The sequence below is a fragment of the Bradyrhizobium sp. CCBAU 11361 genome (genome assembly GCF_028128935.1).
GTDB classification, from domain to species: Bacteria; Pseudomonadota; Alphaproteobacteria; order Rhizobiales; family Xanthobacteraceae; genus Bradyrhizobium; species Bradyrhizobium niftali.
Genome location: NZ_LBJZ01000191.1, coordinates 1 through 16252 on the forward strand (window position 1 = coordinate 1; position 16252 = coordinate 16252).

General features: G+C 65.8%; 15 protein-coding genes and 1 pseudogene. 4 read left to right on the forward strand and 12 right to left on the reverse strand.

Going from position 1 to position 16252, the window contains the following annotated elements; genetic code table 11:
- A pseudogene (locus XI08_RS30920) lies at positions 1-282 on the forward strand (DUF2155 domain-containing protein); the annotation flags it as partial.
- A 22-nt stretch (positions 283-304) separates the two neighbouring features.
- On the opposite strand, the gene aat reads toward XI08_RS30920, so the two are convergent.
- The 10 genes from aat to XI08_RS30970 form a co-directional block, all read right to left on the reverse strand.
- A complete protein-coding gene (aat, locus tag XI08_RS30925; protein ID WP_271577287.1) occupies positions 305-985 on the reverse strand; it encodes a leucyl/phenylalanyl-tRNA--protein transferase in 681 nt (226 codons plus the stop codon).
- A gap of 47 nt (positions 986-1032) precedes the next feature.
- Positions 1033-2160 (reverse strand): sensor histidine kinase, encoded by a 1128-nt coding sequence (locus XI08_RS30930; protein ID WP_271577288.1) that lies wholly within the window; start codon positions 2158-2160, stop codon positions 1033-1035.
- Positions 2157-2597, reverse strand: coding sequence for a response regulator (locus tag XI08_RS30935; protein WP_027542576.1), 441 nt, complete (start codon positions 2595-2597; stop codon positions 2157-2159). The genes XI08_RS30930 and XI08_RS30935 overlap by 4 nt, the downstream gene beginning before the upstream one ends.
- A complete protein-coding gene (locus tag XI08_RS30940) occupies positions 2594-4120 on the reverse strand; it encodes a sensor histidine kinase (RefSeq protein ID WP_271577289.1) in 1527 nt (508 codons plus the stop codon). The genes XI08_RS30935 and XI08_RS30940 overlap by 4 nt, the downstream gene beginning before the upstream one ends.
- A 103-nt stretch (positions 4121-4223) precedes the next feature.
- On the reverse strand, positions 4224-5582 hold the full coding sequence (accC, locus tag XI08_RS30945; protein WP_271577290.1) for an acetyl-CoA carboxylase biotin carboxylase subunit: 1359 nt from the start codon (positions 5580-5582) through the stop codon (positions 4224-4226).
- Between the two features lie 59 nt (positions 5583-5641).
- Entirely contained in the window at positions 5642-6130 is a 489-nt protein-coding gene (accB, locus tag XI08_RS30950; RefSeq protein ID WP_271577291.1) for an acetyl-CoA carboxylase biotin carboxyl carrier protein, read from the reverse strand.
- Positions 6131-6167: 37 nt separating this feature from the next.
- Positions 6168-6635: a type II 3-dehydroquinate dehydratase gene (gene aroQ / locus XI08_RS30955; protein ID WP_027542580.1), complete on the reverse strand. Its 468-nt coding sequence runs from the start codon at positions 6633-6635 to the stop codon at positions 6168-6170.
- 228 nt (positions 6636-6863) lie between these two features.
- The gene (locus XI08_RS30960; RefSeq protein WP_271577292.1) at positions 6864-7712 is read right to left on the reverse strand and encodes a DUF1236 domain-containing protein; all 849 of its coding nucleotides are present in this window, start codon (positions 7710-7712) and stop codon (positions 6864-6866) included.
- Between the two features lie 208 nt (positions 7713-7920).
- The gene (locus XI08_RS30965; protein ID WP_027542582.1) at positions 7921-8688 is read right to left on the reverse strand and encodes a DsbA family protein; all 768 of its coding nucleotides are present in this window, start codon (positions 8686-8688) and stop codon (positions 7921-7923) included.
- Positions 8689-8782: 94 nt separating this feature from the next.
- Positions 8783-10183, reverse strand: coding sequence for a M48 family metalloprotease (locus XI08_RS30970; protein WP_271577293.1), 1401 nt, complete (start codon positions 10181-10183; stop codon positions 8783-8785).
- 203 nt (positions 10184-10386) lie between these two features.
- On the opposite strand from XI08_RS30970, the gene XI08_RS30975 reads away from it, so the two are divergent.
- From XI08_RS30975 to XI08_RS30985, 3 genes are all read left to right on the forward strand, one after another.
- Positions 10387-11574, forward strand: coding sequence for a pyridoxal phosphate-dependent aminotransferase (locus XI08_RS30975; RefSeq protein WP_271577294.1), 1188 nt, complete (start codon positions 10387-10389; stop codon positions 11572-11574).
- A gap of 90 nt (positions 11575-11664) precedes the next feature.
- Positions 11665-12222 carry a biotin transporter BioY gene (locus tag XI08_RS30980; protein ID WP_271577432.1) on the forward strand — a complete coding sequence of 186 codons (558 nt, stop codon included), beginning with the start codon at positions 11665-11667 and terminating at the stop codon, positions 12220-12222.
- A gap of 84 nt (positions 12223-12306) precedes the next feature.
- A complete protein-coding gene (locus XI08_RS30985; protein ID WP_271577295.1) occupies positions 12307-13641 on the forward strand; it encodes a dicarboxylate/amino acid:cation symporter in 1335 nt (444 codons plus the stop codon).
- A 115-nt stretch (positions 13642-13756) separates the two neighbouring features.
- Here the strand turns inward: XI08_RS30985 and XI08_RS30990 are convergent, their stop codons facing one another.
- Together XI08_RS30990 and XI08_RS30995 are read right to left on the reverse strand one after the other, a co-directional pair.
- Positions 13757-14989 (reverse strand): NAD(P)/FAD-dependent oxidoreductase, encoded by a 1233-nt coding sequence (locus XI08_RS30990; RefSeq protein WP_271577296.1) that lies wholly within the window; start codon positions 14987-14989, stop codon positions 13757-13759.
- Positions 14990-15005: 16 nt separating this feature from the next.
- Positions 15006-16229 (reverse strand): MFS transporter, encoded by a 1224-nt coding sequence (locus tag XI08_RS30995; RefSeq protein WP_135173569.1) that lies wholly within the window; start codon positions 16227-16229, stop codon positions 15006-15008.
- Positions 16230-16252 lie beyond the last annotated feature (23 nt).

Sequence of the window (16252 nt, forward strand, 5' to 3'; positions counted from 1 at the left end):
GCAAGCCCCGGCCTGCACGGCGTCGAGCATCCGATCTACGACATCTGGCTGACCGACTGCAAAGAGCCGCAGCAGACCATTGCGACCGCTGCGCCGGATCCCGCGACCAAGCCGGCTGCGCCGCCGCCGCCCGCGCAGAAGAAGGCCGCGCCCAAGCAGGCCGTGCAGCAGCGTCCGCCGCAGCCGTTGCCGCCTCCGCAGCAACCGCAACCGGCGCCGCCACCTCCGCCGCCGCCGGAGCAGCGGCCAGGCCTGTTCGGGATCCCTGGCTTCGGCCGCTAAGCCCAGCCCTTGATTGATCTTATTATTGTCGCGCGGCGATGATCTCGAGCGCGCGTGCGCCCGAGATCGCATCGCCGGCCGAGAGCTCGAGGAAATCGCCGGGCTCGCCCGCCAGCGCCCTGTCGAGCAGCGCGGTGTAGCGCCGCCGCGGAATCTCGACCGCGCCGAAGCTCTTCAGATGCTCGGTGACATATTGCGTGTCGAGCAGCTCGAAACCGCCATGGATGAGTCGCGCGACCAGGTGCACCAGCGCGACCTTCGAGGCATCGCGCGCGGTGTGAAACATGCTCTCGCCGAAGAAGGCGCGCCCCAGGCTCACGCCGTAGAGCCCGCCGACGAGGTCGTCGCCCTGCCAGGCCTCGACGCTGTGGCAATGGCCGAGCTCGAACAGGCCGCCATAGAGGTCGCGGATGCGCTTGTTGATCCAGGTGTCCTCGCGCCCGGCCTGCGGCGCGGCGCAGCCGGCAATCGTGGCCTTGAACGCGGTGTTGACGGTCACGCGAAACACATCCGAGCGCACGGTGCGCGCGAGCCGCGAAGCCACGCGGAATCCCTCGAGCGGGATGACGCCGCGCAATTCCGGCTCGACCCAGAACAGGGTCGGATCGTCGGCGCTCTCGGCCATCGGAAAGATGCCGCAGGCATAGGCGCGCAGCAGCACGGCCGGCGTAATTTCAGACGAAGCGGAGTCGCGCGAAGTCATGGCGCAACAATAGCAGGATCGCAATGCGGTTGCGATGGGGGCGCGGGTCAGCTCGCGGCGGCGGTGCTGGTCTTGCCGGGCGGCACGGGCACGCGGCGGAACCTGAGCAGGATGCGGGTTCCGGAATGGACGGGGTCGCGCTCGACCGAGGCGTCCAGTTTGGTGGCCATCGCCGCGACGATGCGCTGGCCCATTCCGGTGGAGCGCGGATCGGCCTTGGCGTTGTCGCCGACGCCGTCGTCGGCGATCGCCAGCAGGAGATTCTCGCCCTGCAGGGTCAGCTCGACATGGATCGGGCCGGCTCCGTCGGGATAGGCGTATTTCACCGCGTTCATCACCAGCTCGTTGACGATGATGCCGACGGCGACCGCACGGTCCGGATCGATCTCGATCGGCTCGGCCTTCAGCGTCAGGCGCGACATCCGGTTACCTTCGGCCGAGCGGCGCAGGTCCTCGAGCAGCGAGTCCAGGTACTGGCTCAGGACGACGCTCTTGAGGTCCTGCGAGGTGTAGAGGCGGCGGTGCACCTGCGCGACCGCGGCGACGCGGCCCATCGCGTTGGTCAGCGCGGCCTTGACCTCTTCCTGTCCGGCGGAGTTCGCCTGAAGATGCAGCAGCGAGGCGATGATCTGGAGCGAATTGCCGACGCGGTGATTGACCTCGCGCAGCAGCAGCTCGCGCTCGGCGGCGAGCGCGGCATAGCGGTCGCGCGAGGCATGGATCTCGGCTTCGGCCTCCTCGCGCGCCCTCTGCAATTCGGCCTGCCGCAGCGCGCCCTCGGCCGCGACGTGAAGCAGGGGGATGAAGTCGCCCTTGACGTCCTTGACGAGATAATCGGCCGCGCCCGCCTTTAGCGCGGTGACCGCGATGCTGGAATCCTGCGACGCGGTGACGAACACCACGGGCGGGGCGCCCGGGATCGCCATGATCTGCTCGAGCGTATCGAGGCCGTCGAGACCCGGCATGTACTGATCGAGCGCAACGACGTCGATGCCGCCGTCGTTGCCGCCGCCAATGCTGTCTTGGGCAGCCGCGCGGCGGATGTGCTCGAGACCTTCCTCGCCGCTGGCGGCATGAACGACCCTGTAGCCGCGCCGCGTCAGGCCGCGGTCGACCAGGCGCGCGAGCGCGTCGTCGTCGTCGATATACAGCAGTGTCGGTGTTCTCTGGTTCATGTGGCGGCGGGCGGGACCTGGATGACCGAGAAGAACAGCCCGAGCTGCCGGATGGCGTTGGCGAAATTCTCGTAGTTGACGGGTTTGGTGATGTAGACGTTGCAGCCGAGCTCGTAGCAGCGCTTGATCTCCTGGGAGTCGTCGGTGGTCGTCAGCACGACCACGGGCGATGCCTTGAGATACCTGTTTTCCTTGATCTGCTTCAGGATGTCGATTCCGCTCATGTCAGGCAGGTTGAGGTCGAGCAGGATCAGGAGGGCATTTCCCTTCTGGGAAAGCCCGCTGCCGTCGGCGCCGAACAGGTGTCTCATCGCATCGGTGCCGTTGCCGAACGCGATGATCTCGTTGTTGACGCCGGAACGGCGGATGTTGCGCTCGATCAGCCGGGCGTGCCCCTCGTCGTCCTCGATCATGATGATGGTAACAGGCTGCGTCATCGATCTACGTTCCGGTTGCTGGCGTTCCAGGCGACGGGCAGCGTGATCGTGAACGTGCTGCCCGCGTTCAGTTCCGACGATACCGACATGGTGCCGCCGAGACGGCGCACAAGTGCACGCACATGTGCAAGACCTATACCCTGTCCCGGCTTGTCCTGGGTTCCCGCGCGCCGGAACAGGTCGAATATCCGCTGATGATCCTTCGGATCGATGCCGCGGCCGTTGTCACTGATCTCGAAGATAGCGTAGCCGAGCTTGGTGCGCCCGCGAATTCTGATCTCTCCGGGCACCCCGCTCTTCAGATATTTGATCGCGTTGTCGATCAGATTGGAGAAGATCTGCTCCAGGGCAAGGCGGTCGCTGACGATATTGGGCAGGGACCCGACGTGGATCTCGGCCTGCGCCTCCACGGCCTGATGCGCCAGCGTCGACACGATGACCTCGACGAATTCGCGGATGTCGATCTTCTCCGGCTGGAATTCGCGCCGGCCCTCGCGGGTGAGGTTGAGGATCGCCGAGATCAGCCGGTCCATCTTGCCGATCGACGACTTGATGAAGCCGAGCGCCTCGGAAAAGTCCGTCGAGAGCTGCTTGTCGGGGCCTTCGAGCGCGATCTCGCCGGAAGAGCCAGGTGCCAGCGGTGGTCCGTCGGCAGGGAGGTGGGCGAGGCTGCTGATGCGGCGGAAGATGTCGCCGCCGAGTTCTTCGAGCTCGCTGGTGAAGCCCATGATGTTGACGAGTGGCGAGCGCAGATCGTGGCTGACGATATAGGCAAAGCGCTGAATCTCGTCGTTGGCCTCGCGCAGGTCCGCCGTGCGCTCGTCGACGACGGTCTCCAGGTTGACGTTGGCGTCGCGCAGGCGCGCCTCGGCCTCGTCACGGGCGCGGGCCGAGCGCCGCACCAGCCAGGTCGAGACCAGCGCCAGCAGCACGACAAGGCCGGAGCCGATGCCGGTCATCGAGGCGGCCAGCGTCTGGCTCCGGTCGGAGTTGGCGGTGCGGATCCGGAACAGCCGTTCCTCTTCGCGGATCATCGCGTTGGCCTGGTTGCTGATCGTGGTCGTGGTGTTGCCGGCGGCGGCCTCGCGGATGAGCGCCGTGGCCCTGTCGGGTTGACCCTGCTTGACGAAATCCATCTCGCGCGAGAACTGATCGAGCCGGGTCTCGATCGCCGCGCTCAGCTTCTTGATGCTATCGCGTTGCGCCGGATCGTCGCCGATCTGGCGCGTGAGCTTGGCGAGCGCCGGGATGATCGCCGCGACGGCCTTCTCGTGATCCGACTGGAAATCCGGGCCCTGCGTCAGGAGAAAGCCGCGGGCGCTGCTCTCGGCGCGTCGGACTTCGAGCAGCAGGGCGTTGATCTGGTTCTCCACCTCGATGGTGTGGACGACCCATTTGCTGTCTTCCCGCGCCTTGTTGACGAGATAGACCGAGCCGGCGCTGATCACGGTCAGCACCAGGAGCCCCGCCGCGATCAGCAGGATCTGCCAAAGTGCGCGCCGCCGCTGCGCCTCAGCCGTCACGACGGTTTCGCCCTGTTGCGCCAGTGGAGTTCAAAACGCCCCCTCGGAACTGCCCAACCGTCCAAAACGCGATTGGGGCGAAAGGGTTCCACGGAGCGGGGAGCTATTTCGCGGCGGGTTCCACCTTGCCGGCCAGGTACTGTTCCAGCCAGTGGATGTGGTAGTCGCCGTTGATGATGTCGTCCTCGCGCACCAGCGCGCGGAACAGCGGCAGCGTGGTCTCGATGCCTTCGACCACCATCTCGTCCAGCGCCCGGCGCAGCCGCATCAGGCATTCGGCGCGCGTCTTGCCGTGCACGATCAGCTTGCCGACGAGGGAGTCGTAATAGGGCGGGATCGTGTAGCCCTGATACACGGCGGAATCGATCCGGACGCCGAGGCCCCCGGGCTGATGGTATTGCAGGATGCGGCCCGGCGAGGGGCGGAAGGTCTCCGGATTTTCGGCGTTGATGCGGCATTCGATCGCGTGGCCGATGACCTGGACTTCCTCCTGCTTCGCCGGCAGCTCGCCGCCGGCGGCGATGCGGATCTGCTCCAGCACGAGGTCGATGTCGGTGATGCTCTCGGTGACGGGATGCTCGACCTGGATGCGGGTGTTCATCTCGATGAAGTAGAACTCGCCGTCCTCGAACAGGAACTCGATGGTGCCGACGCCGAGATATTTCATCTCGCGCATCGCCTTCGCACAGGTCTCGCCGATCTTGGCGCGCGCGGCGGCGGAGAGGACGGGCGAGGGGCCTTCCTCCCAGACCTTCTGGTGGCGGCGTTGCAGCGAGCAGTCGCGTTCGCCGAGATGGATCGCGCCGCCGCGGCCGTCGCCGAGGATCTGGATCTCGATATGGCGCGGCTTCTGGAGGTATTTTTCGAGGTAGACGGACGCATCGCCAAAAGCGGATTTGGCCTCATTGGCCGCCGTCGACAGCGCCATCAGGAGGTCGGCCTCGCTGTGCGCGACCTTCATGCCGCGGCCACCGCCGCCCGCCGCTGCCTTCACCAGCACCGGGAAGCCGATCTTCCTGGCGATCGCCAGCGCATCGTCGTCGGGACCGACCGCGCCGTCGGAGCCGGGCACCACGGGGATGCCGAGCTTCTTGGCGGTCTTCTTGGCCTCGATCTTGTCGCCCATCAGGCGGATGTGCTCGGCCTTGGGGCCGATGAAATGCAGATTGTGCTCGGAGAGGATTTCCGCGAAGCGCGCATTCTCGGACAGGAAGCCGTAGCCGGGATGCACGGCGTCCGCCCCGGTGATCTCGCAGGCCGCGAGCAGCGCGGGCACGTTGAGATAGCTGTCCTTGGACGGCGGCGGTCCGATGCACACGCTCTCATCCGACAGGCGCACATGCATGGCGTCGGCGTCGGCGGTGGAGTGCACGGCGACGGTCGCGATCCCGAGCTCCTTGCAGGCCCTGAGGATGCGAAGGGCGATCTCGCCGCGATTGGCTATGAGGATCTTGTCGAACATGGTGTCCTTAAGGGACTGGCGCGCGAAATGCGACGGGGGCAGCTGAGCTGCCCTGGCCGTTACTCAATGATGACGAGCGGCTCACCGAACTCGACCGGCTGGCCGTCCTCGACCAGGATCTGCGTCACCGTGCCGGCGCGCGACGAGGGGATCTGGTTCATAGTCTTCATGGCTTCGATGATCAGCAGCGTCTGGCCGACCGAGACCTTGGTACCGACCTCGATGAACGGCTTGGCGCCGGGCTCCGGCGCCCAGTAGGCGGTGCCGACCATCGGCGAGGTGACGGCGCCGGGATGCTTCGACAAATCGGCCGCGCCGGCAGCGGGCGCGGCGGCGGCCACCGGCAGGCCGGCCGGAGCGGCAGCGACCGGCATCGGCATGGTCGCGGCGACGCTGATGTTGCGGGCGACGCGCAGGCGCAGACCCGCGCGTTCGATCTCGATCTCGGTGAGGCTGGTCTCATCGAGCAGCAGGGCGAGCTCGCGGACGAGCGCGGAATCCTCACTGGAAAACTTTGCGGCTGCTTTGTCGTCTGGCTGGCGCGCCATGTTCTTTGATCCGAATGTTCTGTGTGATGAGGGAGCGTCAGGCTTTGGGCTTGAGGCCGAGCTTGACGGCAAGGCCCTGGATGGCGAGGCGGTAGCCCTCGATGCCGAAACCGCAGAGCGAGGCGAAGGCTGCGCGCGCGGTGTAGGAGTGGTGGCGGAAGCTCTCGCGGGCGTGAATATTGGTCACGTGCACTTCGACCGTCGGGATCTGCACCGCGAGCAGCGCGTCGTGCAGCGCGATCGAGGTGTGCGAATAGCCGCCGGCATTGATGATGATGCCCTTCATCTTGCGCGCATGCGCTTCGTGGATGAAGTCGATCAGCTCGCCCTCGCGGTTGGACTGCCGGCAGTCGGCCTTGAGACCGAATGACGCCGCCGTCTCCCGGCACAGCGCCTCGACGTCGGCCAGGGTCGCGTGACCATACTTTTCGGGCTCGCGCGTCCCCAGCATGTTGAGGTTCGGCCCGTTGAGGACGAGGATCGTGTCGGTTGCAGGTTCGGCCATTCCAATCCCGTAATCGGTGTTTCGGCGTGGCGGGGGTTATAGGTAACAAAGCGCCCTAGGGGAAGCCTTGAAGGACCTCCCAGAGGCCTTCAGGCACCTCATCCGGGGTGCAAAAACCTGTGCGGAAGCTACGGAAATTGCTTGTTAACCAGCCCAAAGCATGGCTGCCGGCGGAACGCAAAGGGGCGGGCATTGCTGCCCGCCCCCTGAGGTTGCCGTCATCCGGCCTTAGACGTCGAGGACCGCGACGATCTCATAGGTGTTCGGATCGATGATCACGATCTGCTCGCGGACCAGCACGTAGCGGTAGCTGCGCCACTCCGGATAGATCGTCACGACGCGGGACGGCAGGGCGTGCAGCTCGATGCCCTCGCGCGGCACGCGGGTGCCGACCGAGATCGAGAAGTTCACGTTGGTCACCGGGGCCACGCGCTCCTCGCGGATCACCGACGTGATCTGAGTCCGCTGCTCGGTCGAGAGCTTGGCGGCGGCGCCGGCCTGGCCAACCGTCGTCGTTGAGGACGAGGTCGAGCTCTTGCCCTCGGCCTTCATGTCGGTCGAGGTGCCCGAGGCCGGACGGTTCTCGGCGTTGCTCTTGGTGGACGTGCCGGCCTTGTTGTCCTCGGCCTTCATGTCCTTGTGGTCCTTGGCGCCGGACTTGGTCGTATCCTGGCTCATGCTCTTGGACTTGTCCTGCTGCGACTTGTCCATCTGACCCTGCGCGCGTTCGTCGGTGCGCTGGCCCTTGGTCGCGCCGGCCTTGTCCTCGGCGGCGTTCTTGTGCATCGCGCCGCCCGAGCGCTCGTCCTTCATCGCACCCGGCGACTTCTCCTCGGCGGCCGCACCCGGCTTCGCGGTGGTGGCGCCGCCAGCCTGACCGACGGTGCCCTTTTCCTTCGTCATGGAGTCCTTGCCCGTGGCGCCGCGCTCGGCCGCACCGCCCGACGGCTGTGTTTGCTGCGCGGGCTGCGCACCGGCGCCGCCGCTGTCGCGGTTCATGGTGCCCTGTGCGTTCGCCAGTCCGGTGCCGGCGACGAGTGCGAGCGCGGCAACCGAGATCATAAAGCGGTTCAACATTGAATTTCTCCTCACGTGTCTATTTGCGTCATTGCCCGCGCCAACAACGAAAGGAGATATCGGTTGTTCCTGAGCATCGGCGGTTCCGCGGCATTTGTTTGTTGAACGCCAGATGAATGATTGTGCCGGATCGCGCCACGGTTTGACCCAGCAAAAAGGCCGGCTTTTCAGCCGGCCTCGTTGCATGCGTGAGTTGTGAAGCGCGTGATCAGCAGGTCGCCTTGCCGCAGCGGGCAACGCCGATCTTCTCCTTGAGGCCTTCGAGGCCGATGGCGCCGATCACGATCTGCTTGCCGATCACGTAGCTCGGCGTGCCGTTCATGCCCATCGCCTCGGCGAGCTTGAAGTTCTCCTCGATGGTGGCGCGCACCTCGGGGCCGGCGAGATCCTTCTCGATTTTCGCGGTGTCGAGACCGGCCTCCTTGGCCGCTTGCAGCGCGCGCGCCTTGTCGGCCGCGCCGCGGCCGCCGAGCAGCTTCTGGTGGAAGTCGAGATATTTCTTGCCGGTGGGATCCTGCATGCGCACAGCGACGGCGACCTGGGCGGCCTCGACGGAGCCCTGGCTCAGCACCGGAAACTCCTTCAGCACGACCTTCAGCTTCGGATCGCTCTTCATGAGGTCGAGCATGTCGGTCATCGCGCGTTTGCAGTAGCCGCAATTGTAGTCGAAGAACTCGACGAAGGTGACGTCGCCCTCCTTGTTGCCGAGCACGACCTGGCGCGGCGAGTTGAAGATCGCGTCCGCGTTCTGCGCGATGCTGGCCTCGTGCTTCTGCGTTTCGGCCGCGGCCTGGCGCTTGCTGAGCTCGGTCATCGCCTCCTCGAGCACCTCGGGATGGGTGACGAGGTAGTTCTTGATGATCGCCTCGATGTCGGTGCGCTGGGCATCGGAGAAGCTGTCGGCCGACGCGGGCGCGGTTGCGCCGAACATGGCGAGCGCAAACAGCGCGGGAGCAAGCAGACGCAGCGAAGGCATAGGCAAATCCTCTTATCCAAAGCAGGTTTCGGAAAACGTCCCGGCGGACTTAAAGCTCTGTGTCGTGACGTCGTGGTGTCTGGCGTCGTTCTAGCTAGTTACGCGGCGGCTTGGCCGCCACGATGTCGTCGGCCTTGACCCATCCGGGCGTGCCGATGGCGAAACGGGTTTTCGCGCGCGTGGCGAGCTCGCGGGCGGTCTTGTTGTCGCCGCGCAAGTAGGCGGCCTGCGCCGACGCGAGATCCGCCTCGGCATAATCTCCCTTCCGGCCATAGGCCATCGCGAGTTGGGTAAAGCCGATTGGCGCTTCGGGCTCCCGTGCCACCGCGGCGCGGAGAATCCGAACGGCGTCGTCGGTGTAGGCCTTATTATCGGTTCCAACCAGAGCCTGCCCAAGTAACATCTCGATGAGGGGCGCGTTGTTCGAGAGCGCGACAGCCTTGCGCAGGGGAGCGATCGCATCGGCGGGCTTGCCGCTCTCCAGCAAGGCCTGGCCGCGCACCTCGTAGAAGTACGGGTTGTTCGGCTGGATCTGGATCAGCGCGTCGATCTGGGCGAGCGCGCTGCGCAGATCGCCGTGCAGATAGGTGCTGATGGCGCGGGCGTAGCGCGCCGGCAGGCTGTCGTTGGTCTGGGGATAGCGACGGTACACCGTCTCCGGTCGCTCCATGAAGGCGGAGATCTTGGCGCGCACCATGTCGTGGCGGAGCTGGAGCGCGGGATCGTCCTTCTTGTCCCAATAGGGGCTGGAGCTTGCGAACTCCTGCAGCGCGGCGACCCGCTCGGCCGGCATCGGGTGCGACTGCAGATAGGGGTCGGCGCCGCGTGCGGCGAACAGGCTCTCGCTGGTGAAGCGCTTGAAGGTCTCGTACATGCCCTTCGGCGACTGCCCCGTCGCGGTCAGGAATTTCACGCCGGCACGGTCGGCATTCTCCTCCTGCTGGCGCTGGTAAGACAACAGCGTGCGGCGGATCATCTCCTGTGGACCGGCGAGGGCGGCCGCCCCCGCATTGGCGAGGCCGTTGTTGCCGGTGCTGCTGCGCTGGGTGCTGCCGGCGGCGATCGCGCCGGCGCCGAGCAGCATCGCGATGATCATCTGGGTCTGGGCGGCGGCGAGCTGCTCGCGCAGCTTGGACAGATGGCCGCCCGCCAGATGCCCGGTCTCGTGCGCGAGCACCCCGATGATCTGGTTCGGCGTCTCCGATTGGAGGATTGCGCCGTAATTGACGAAGATGCGGCGGCCGTCCGCGACGAACGCGTTGAACGAGCCGTCGTTGATGATCACCATCTGGATGTTCTGCTTTTCCAGACCGGCGACGCGCAGGATCGGGCGCGTATATTCGCGCAGCAGCTGCTCGGTCTCGGTGTCGCGCAGGACCGGCGGGCCCTTCTGCTGCGCCCGTGCCGCCGGGAGCGGCAGCAAGGCGATCGCCGCGGCCGTGACGAGGGCGGTGAGGGCGGAGGTCTTTTTGCGCAATGCGATCTGGAGCAACATCAAGCGGTCTTGGTCAAACGGTCTTGGCAAGTCGTCTTGGCAAGCAGTTTCGTGATTGGTTTTGGCGATTGGCGGCAGACCGGATACGCGATATGGCCTATGAGCCTTACCCCTTATGAGCCGTACAATGCGGCCAGTCTGGGGCGCAAGCGCCCCGTTCCCCGGACCGGACGGACCGGTCCGCCAGCGAATAGCAGAAATCGATGCACGATGCGACATTGAGGAACCGGTTGGGACAGTGGCTCGGGCCCTCCCGCCGTAGCGATGTTCCCCCGTTCATGGTCATGGACGTGATGGCCGCGGCGGCCCGAATCGAGGCCGCCGGGGGCCATGTCATCCATATGGAGGTCGGCCAGCCCGCGGCCGGCGCGCCGAAGACCGCGATTGCGGCCGCGCACGCGGCGCTCGAGGCGGGGCGGATCGACTATACCTCCGCGCTCGGCATCCCCTCCTTGCGCGAGCGGATCGCGCGGCACTATCGCGACGCCTATGGCTGTGACGTCAGCGCCGAGCGGATCGTGGTGACGACGGGCTCCTCGGGTGGCTTCATCCTCGCCTTCCTGTCGATGTTCGAGCCTGGCGATCGCGTCGCCGTGACGGTGCCGGGCTATCCGCCGTACCGCCACATCCTCACCGCGCTCGGCTGCGAGCCGGTGCTGATCGAGACCACCAACGAGACACGCCACGCGCTCACCGGCGAGGCGCTGCTTGCCGCCCATCGCAAGGCGCCGCTGAAGGGTGTGCTGGTCGGCAGCCCCGCCAATCCGACCGGAACGATGATGTCCCGCGAGGCGCTGTCCGGCCTGATCGCGGCGGCGGAGGATGCCAAAATCCGCTTCATCTCGGACGAGATCTATCACGGGCTCGACTATGCGTTTCCGGCGGTGACGGCGGCGGCATTGTCGGACCACGCCCTCGTGATCAACTCGTTCTCGAAGTATTTTTGCATGACGGGCTGGCGCGTCGGCTGGATGGTCGTGCCGGAGATTCTGGTGCGGCCGATCGAGCGGCTGCAGCAGAACCTGTCGATCTCGGTGCCGTCGCTGTCGCAGATCGCGGCCGAGGCCGCCTTCGACGGCGCGGCCGAGATGGAGGAGATCAAGCACGGCTATCAGGAAAACCGGCGCATTCTGATCGAGGGATTGCCCAAGGCCGGCCTGACCAGGTTCCTGCCGGCCGACGGCGCCTTCTATCTCTATGCCGATGTCTCGGACTTCACCTCCGACAGTTTCGAGTTCGCCAAGCAGATGCTGGAACAGGCAAATGTCGCGGCAACGCCCGGCCTCGATTTCGATCCCATCCATGGCCGCTCGTTTATCCGGTTCTCTTACGCGCGTTCGGCGGAGGAGATGCGGGAGGCAGTTGACCGGATAGCTCACTGGCTTAAATAGCCGCCAGTTTTCGCCCCACCTCCGGAGTTCACCTTGTCTGACCGACCTGTCCCGTCCGCTGCTGCACCGCATTCTCCTCTCGCCGCATTGATGTGGCCGACCCGGCCGGGTGAAACCGTGGGCGGCTTCCGCGCCTTCGTGCTGATCGCGCTCGGCACAGCGCTGCTGGCGCTGTCGGCCAAGGTGAGCCTGCCGCTGCCTTACGTGCCCATGACGTTGCAGACGCTGGCGGTGCTGATGATCGGCGCCGCCTATGGCTGGCGCCTTGGCAGCGCAACCATGATCGCCTACCTCGCCGAGGGCGCGCTCGGCCTGCCGGTATTCGCAGGTCCTGTGGGTGGAATTGCACCGCTCGTCGGCCCGACCGCGGGCTATCTGTTCGGTTTCATCGCTGCGGCCTTCGTGACCGGCTGGCTCGCCGAGCGCGGCTGGGATCGCAGCGTGGTGCTGCTGTTTGCCGCGATGGCCGTCGGGCACGTCGTCATTCTGGCCGCCGGGTTCGGCTGGCTGGCCTTTGGCCTCGGTCTTGGCGCGGGCAAGGCCTGGCAGGTCGGCCTTGCGCCGTTCATTGCGGCCTCGCTGGTCAAGAGCGCACTGGGCGCGACGCTGATGCCGGCAGCACGCCGGATCGTCGATCGTCGCGGGTAAAGCGCGCCATTCCGAGCAGTTCCAATTGACAGGGCCGGCCAAGTTGATCTTGGCTGGCCCGGCGTTTTGAGGGGGAGTGAAACAATGACAACGACAACGATGGCTGGGGCGCCGGTCGCGCCGGCCGCAGCCAAGCCGTGGTACAAGGTTCTTTACGTCCAGGTGCTGATCGCCATCGTGCTCGGCGCCATCGTCGGCTGGCTCTGGCCGACGGTTGCCACCAACGACTGGATCAAGGCGCTCGGCGACGGCTTCATCAAGCTGATCAAGATGGTGATCGCCCCGATCATCTTCTGCACCGTCGTCTCGGGCATCGCCCACATCCAGGACGCCAAGAAGGTCGGGCGCATCGGCGTCAAGGCGCTGGTCTATTTCGAGGTCGTCTCGACCTTTGCCCTGGTGATCGGACTCATCATTGGCAATTTGGTGAAGCCGGGCGCAGGCTTCGGCAATGCGGCGGCAAACGAGGCGGCCGTTGCGACCTACGCCAAGCAGGCCGCCGGTCAGAAGTCCGTGGACTTCGTGCTGCACATCATTCCGGACACCGTGGTCGGCGCCTTCGCCCAAGGCGAGATCCTCCAGGTGCTGCTGTTCTCGGTGCTGTTCGGTTTCGCGATCATGAGCCTCGGTGAGCGCGGCCACACGATCCGCTCGTTCATCGACGACGCCGCGCATGCGGTGTTCGGTGTCATCTCCATCGTGATGCGCGCGGCGCCGATCGGTGCGTTCGGCGCGATGGCCTACACCATCGGCAAGTTCGGCACCGGGGCGATCCTCAATCTGGTCGGGCTGATCGCGACGTTCTACGTCACGGCCGCGCTGTTCGTGTTCGTCGTGCTCGGCGTCATCGCGCGTGTCGCAGGGTTCTCGATCTTCAAGTTCCTGGCCTATATCAAGGACGAGCTCCTGATCGTGCTCGGCACCTCGTCCTCGGAAAGCGCGCTGCCGTCCCTGATGGAAAAGCTGGAGCGGCTCGGCTGCTCCAAGTCGGTGGTCGGCCTCGTGGTGCCAACGGGTTATTCGTTCAACCTCGACGGCACCAACATCTACATGACGCTGGCGACGCTCTTCATCGCGCAGGCGCTGGGCTTCGATCTCAGCTTCGGCCAACAGCTCACGATCCTCGTGGTGGCGATGCTGACGTCGAAGGGCGCCTCCGGCATCACCGGCGCGGGCTTCATCACGCTCGCGGCGACGCTCGCCGTGGTCGATCCGCGCCTCGTGCCGGGCATGGCGATCGTGCTCGGCATCGACAAGTTCATGAGCGAATGCCGCGCGCTGACCAATCTGTGCGGCAACGGCGTGGCCTGCGTGATCGTCGCCTGGTGGGAGGGTGAGCTCGACCGCGACAAGCTCAACGCGGGGCTGAGCCGGCAGATCGATCCGACCGACATGGAAACGGCGATCACGACGGACTGATCTGCAAGCTGCCAGTGGCGGCGCGACGCGCCGTCAGGTCCTGAAATAGTAGGGCTGGTCGAGATCCTCGATCAGCCCTTTTTCTTTCGGTGCCCAGCCGAGCAAGCGGTGAAGACTAGAACCGCTCCGGCCGGTACGGCGTCGGATCGATCGCCGGCGTCTCGCCGTTCATCATCTCGGCGAGCAGGCGCCCGGTCGCGGGGCCCAGCGTAAAGCCCTGGTGGCCGTGGCCGAAATTCATCCAGAGCCCCGGGTGATGCGGGGCGGGACCGAGCACCGGCAGCATGTCGGGCGTGCAGGGGCGGGTGCCGAACCACGGGTCGGGCTCGACGCGCTTGCCGAGATCGATCAGCTCCCGGGCGGAGGCTTCGGCGCTGGCGAGCTGCACGGGTGTTGCGAGCGCATCCGGACCCGTCAGCTCGGCGCCGGTGGTGATGCGGATGCCCTTGGCCATCGGGCCCATGGCATAGCCGCCGCCCTTGTCGATGAGCGGCAGATCGAGCGAGGCGCCGCCACTGTAATGCATGTGGTAGCCGCGCTTGCGCACCAGCGGGATGCGATAGCCGAATTTGTGCAACAGATCGGGCGACCACGGCCCGAGTGTCACGACGGCTGTCGCGGCATCGATGCGTCCCAGGTCGGTATCGACCGACCAGCCCGCCGCAGTCTGCTGCAGCGACTGCGCATCACCGAGCACGATCCTGCCGCCGAGGCGCTCGAACAGCTCGGCATAGGCCGTCACCAGTGCGCCGGGATCGGACACGGTCCAGGTGTCGAGCCAATGGATCGCGCCAGGGAGATCGTCGCGCAGGACCGGCTCGGCCTTGGCGAGCTCGCTGCCCGAGAGCACACGAAAGTTCACGCCGAACTCGTGCTGGTCTTCCTCGGCGGCCTTGATCGAGAGATCCAGTGAAGCGGCGTCGCGATACAGCGCCCGGTAACCGGCGCGACGGATGAGATTGTCGGCATGGGCCTCGCGAATGAGGATGTCGTGCTCCGCTGTCGCATAGGCGATCAGCCGCGCCCAGGCGTCGATCGCCTCACGATGGCGCTTTGGCGCCGAATGCCACCAGTAGCGGAGCAGGGGCTCGATATGGAGATGCAGCGAGGACAGGCTGTAGCGCACGTCGTTGGTGCGCCCGGTCGCGATCTTCAGGAGCGAGGCGAGGTCGCGCGGCATCGGATAGGGGCGGACGGCTTCCGCCTGGATCATCCCGGCATTGCCGTAGCTGGTCTCGCGGCCCGGCTCCCTGCGGTCGATGAGCGTAACGGACCAGCCGCGCTGCTGGAGGTGCAGCGCCGCGCTCACGCCGATCATGCCGCCGCCGAGAACGATCGCGCTTTGCATTGGCAGAATGCTCCTGTCAGGCCGGTTGTGGTGCGAGCCTCGGCTGGGCCGTGCTGATGGTTGTCGCGACCACGACGGACAACGCCGTCATCGCCACCAGGAAACCGAAGGCGGCGTCGAACGATCCGGTTCCGGTCACGATGAAGCCGATGGCGACGGGGGCGACGAAGCCCGCGCTCTGACCGCCGAGATTGACCATGCCGACACCGGATCCGATCTGGTCGTCGCGGAGCAGTTTGGTCGGAAGCGCGACCACCGCGGCCAGCACGAAGGATTTGAAGAAGTAGACCAGCGACTGGAAGACGATCAGCACCATGATCGTTTCCGCCTTGTACATGGCGTAGAGGAAGATGCCGGTCAATGCGGAGCTGCCGATCAGCAGATATTTTTCGCGCTCGGAGAAGAACGTCGTCATCACCCAGCCGCCGATCGCGGTCGCGATCGTCGCCATCACGAACGGGATCGGCGCCACCACGCCGACGGTCTTGAGGTCGAGCCCGCGATGCTGGAGCAGATAGAGCGGCATCCAGGAATCCAGGCCCTTGTTGACGCAGCTGAGGCCGAACCACACCACCATCAACTGCCACAGCAGCGGATTTTTCATGAGCTCGCGCATCGGCGCGCGGTTCTCGGGCTTGGCCGGTGCGCCTGCATCGGCCTTGCCCGGGCGTCCCAGATAGGGGACGAAGACGAAGTAGACCACCGCGAAGACGATGCCCGCGATGCCGATGGCGTTGAAGGCATGGCGCCAGCCGAGCCAGAGGATCAGCGGCGCCATGATCAGCGGCGCGACCATGCTGCCGGCATAGTTCGAGGACAGCAGCAGCGCCGACATCTTCGGCCGGCTGTCCTTCTTGAACACTTCGGAGATGCCGCGGATGCTCGCCGGCGGAAAGCCGCCCTCGGCGATGCCGAAGATGAAGCGGATCGCGATCAGCGAGGTCAGCGACCAGGCGATGCTCGTGAACGCCGTGAACAGCGACCACATCACGATGGTGACGATCACGACATATTTCGAGCCGAAGCGGTCGGAGAGCCATCCACCCGGCACCTGCATCGCGGCATAGCCGAGGAAGAACGCGCTGATGACGATGCCGAGATCGGCGGCCTGGAGATTGAAGTCCTTGCCGATTTGCGCCAGCGCCAGCGAGATCGCCGCGCGGTCGATGTAGGAGATGCAGTAGGCGATGTAGAGCAGGACGAACGCGATGACGCTGGTCTTCCTCGGCAGTTCCGTCATGCTCATCTCCGTTGCGCGGGCGG

Bases quoted from the DNA above. Each gene is read 5' to 3' on its own strand.
- aat (WP_271577287.1), bottom strand. From the start codon at position 985: ATGACTTCGCGCGACTCCGCTTCGTCTGAAATTACGCCGGCCGTGCTG.
- XI08_RS30930 (WP_271577288.1), bottom strand. From the start codon at position 2,160: ATGAACCAGAGAACACCGACACTGCTGTATATCGACGACGACGACGCG.
- XI08_RS30935 (WP_027542576.1), bottom strand. From the start codon at position 2,597: ATGACGCAGCCTGTTACCATCATCATGATCGAGGACGACGAGGGGCAC.
- accC (WP_271577290.1), bottom strand. From the start codon at position 5,582: ATGTTCGACAAGATCCTCATAGCCAATCGCGGCGAGATCGCCCTTCGC.
- accB (WP_271577291.1), bottom strand. From the start codon at position 6,130: ATGGCGCGCCAGCCAGACGACAAAGCAGCCGCAAAGTTTTCCAGTGAG.
- aroQ (WP_027542580.1), bottom strand. From the start codon at position 6,635: ATGGCCGAACCTGCAACCGACACGATCCTCGTCCTCAACGGGCCGAAC.
- XI08_RS30960 (WP_271577292.1), bottom strand. From the start codon at position 7,712: ATGTTGAACCGCTTTATGATCTCGGTTGCCGCGCTCGCACTCGTCGCC.
- XI08_RS30965 (WP_027542582.1), bottom strand. From the start codon at position 8,688: ATGCCTTCGCTGCGTCTGCTTGCTCCCGCGCTGTTTGCGCTCGCCATG.
- XI08_RS30970 (WP_271577293.1), bottom strand. From the start codon at position 10,183: ATGTTGCTCCAGATCGCATTGCGCAAAAAGACCTCCGCCCTCACCGCC.
- XI08_RS30975 (WP_271577294.1), top strand. From the start codon at position 10,387: ATGCACGATGCGACATTGAGGAACCGGTTGGGACAGTGGCTCGGGCCC.
- XI08_RS30980 (WP_271577432.1), top strand. From the start codon at position 11,665: ATGTGGCCGACCCGGCCGGGTGAAACCGTGGGCGGCTTCCGCGCCTTC.
- XI08_RS30985 (WP_271577295.1), top strand. From the start codon at position 12,307: ATGACAACGACAACGATGGCTGGGGCGCCGGTCGCGCCGGCCGCAGCC.
- XI08_RS30990 (WP_271577296.1), bottom strand. From the start codon at position 14,989: ATGCAAAGCGCGATCGTTCTCGGCGGCGGCATGATCGGCGTGAGCGCG.
- XI08_RS30995 (WP_135173569.1), bottom strand. From the start codon at position 16,229: ATGACGGAACTGCCGAGGAAGACCAGCGTCATCGCGTTCGTCCTGCTC.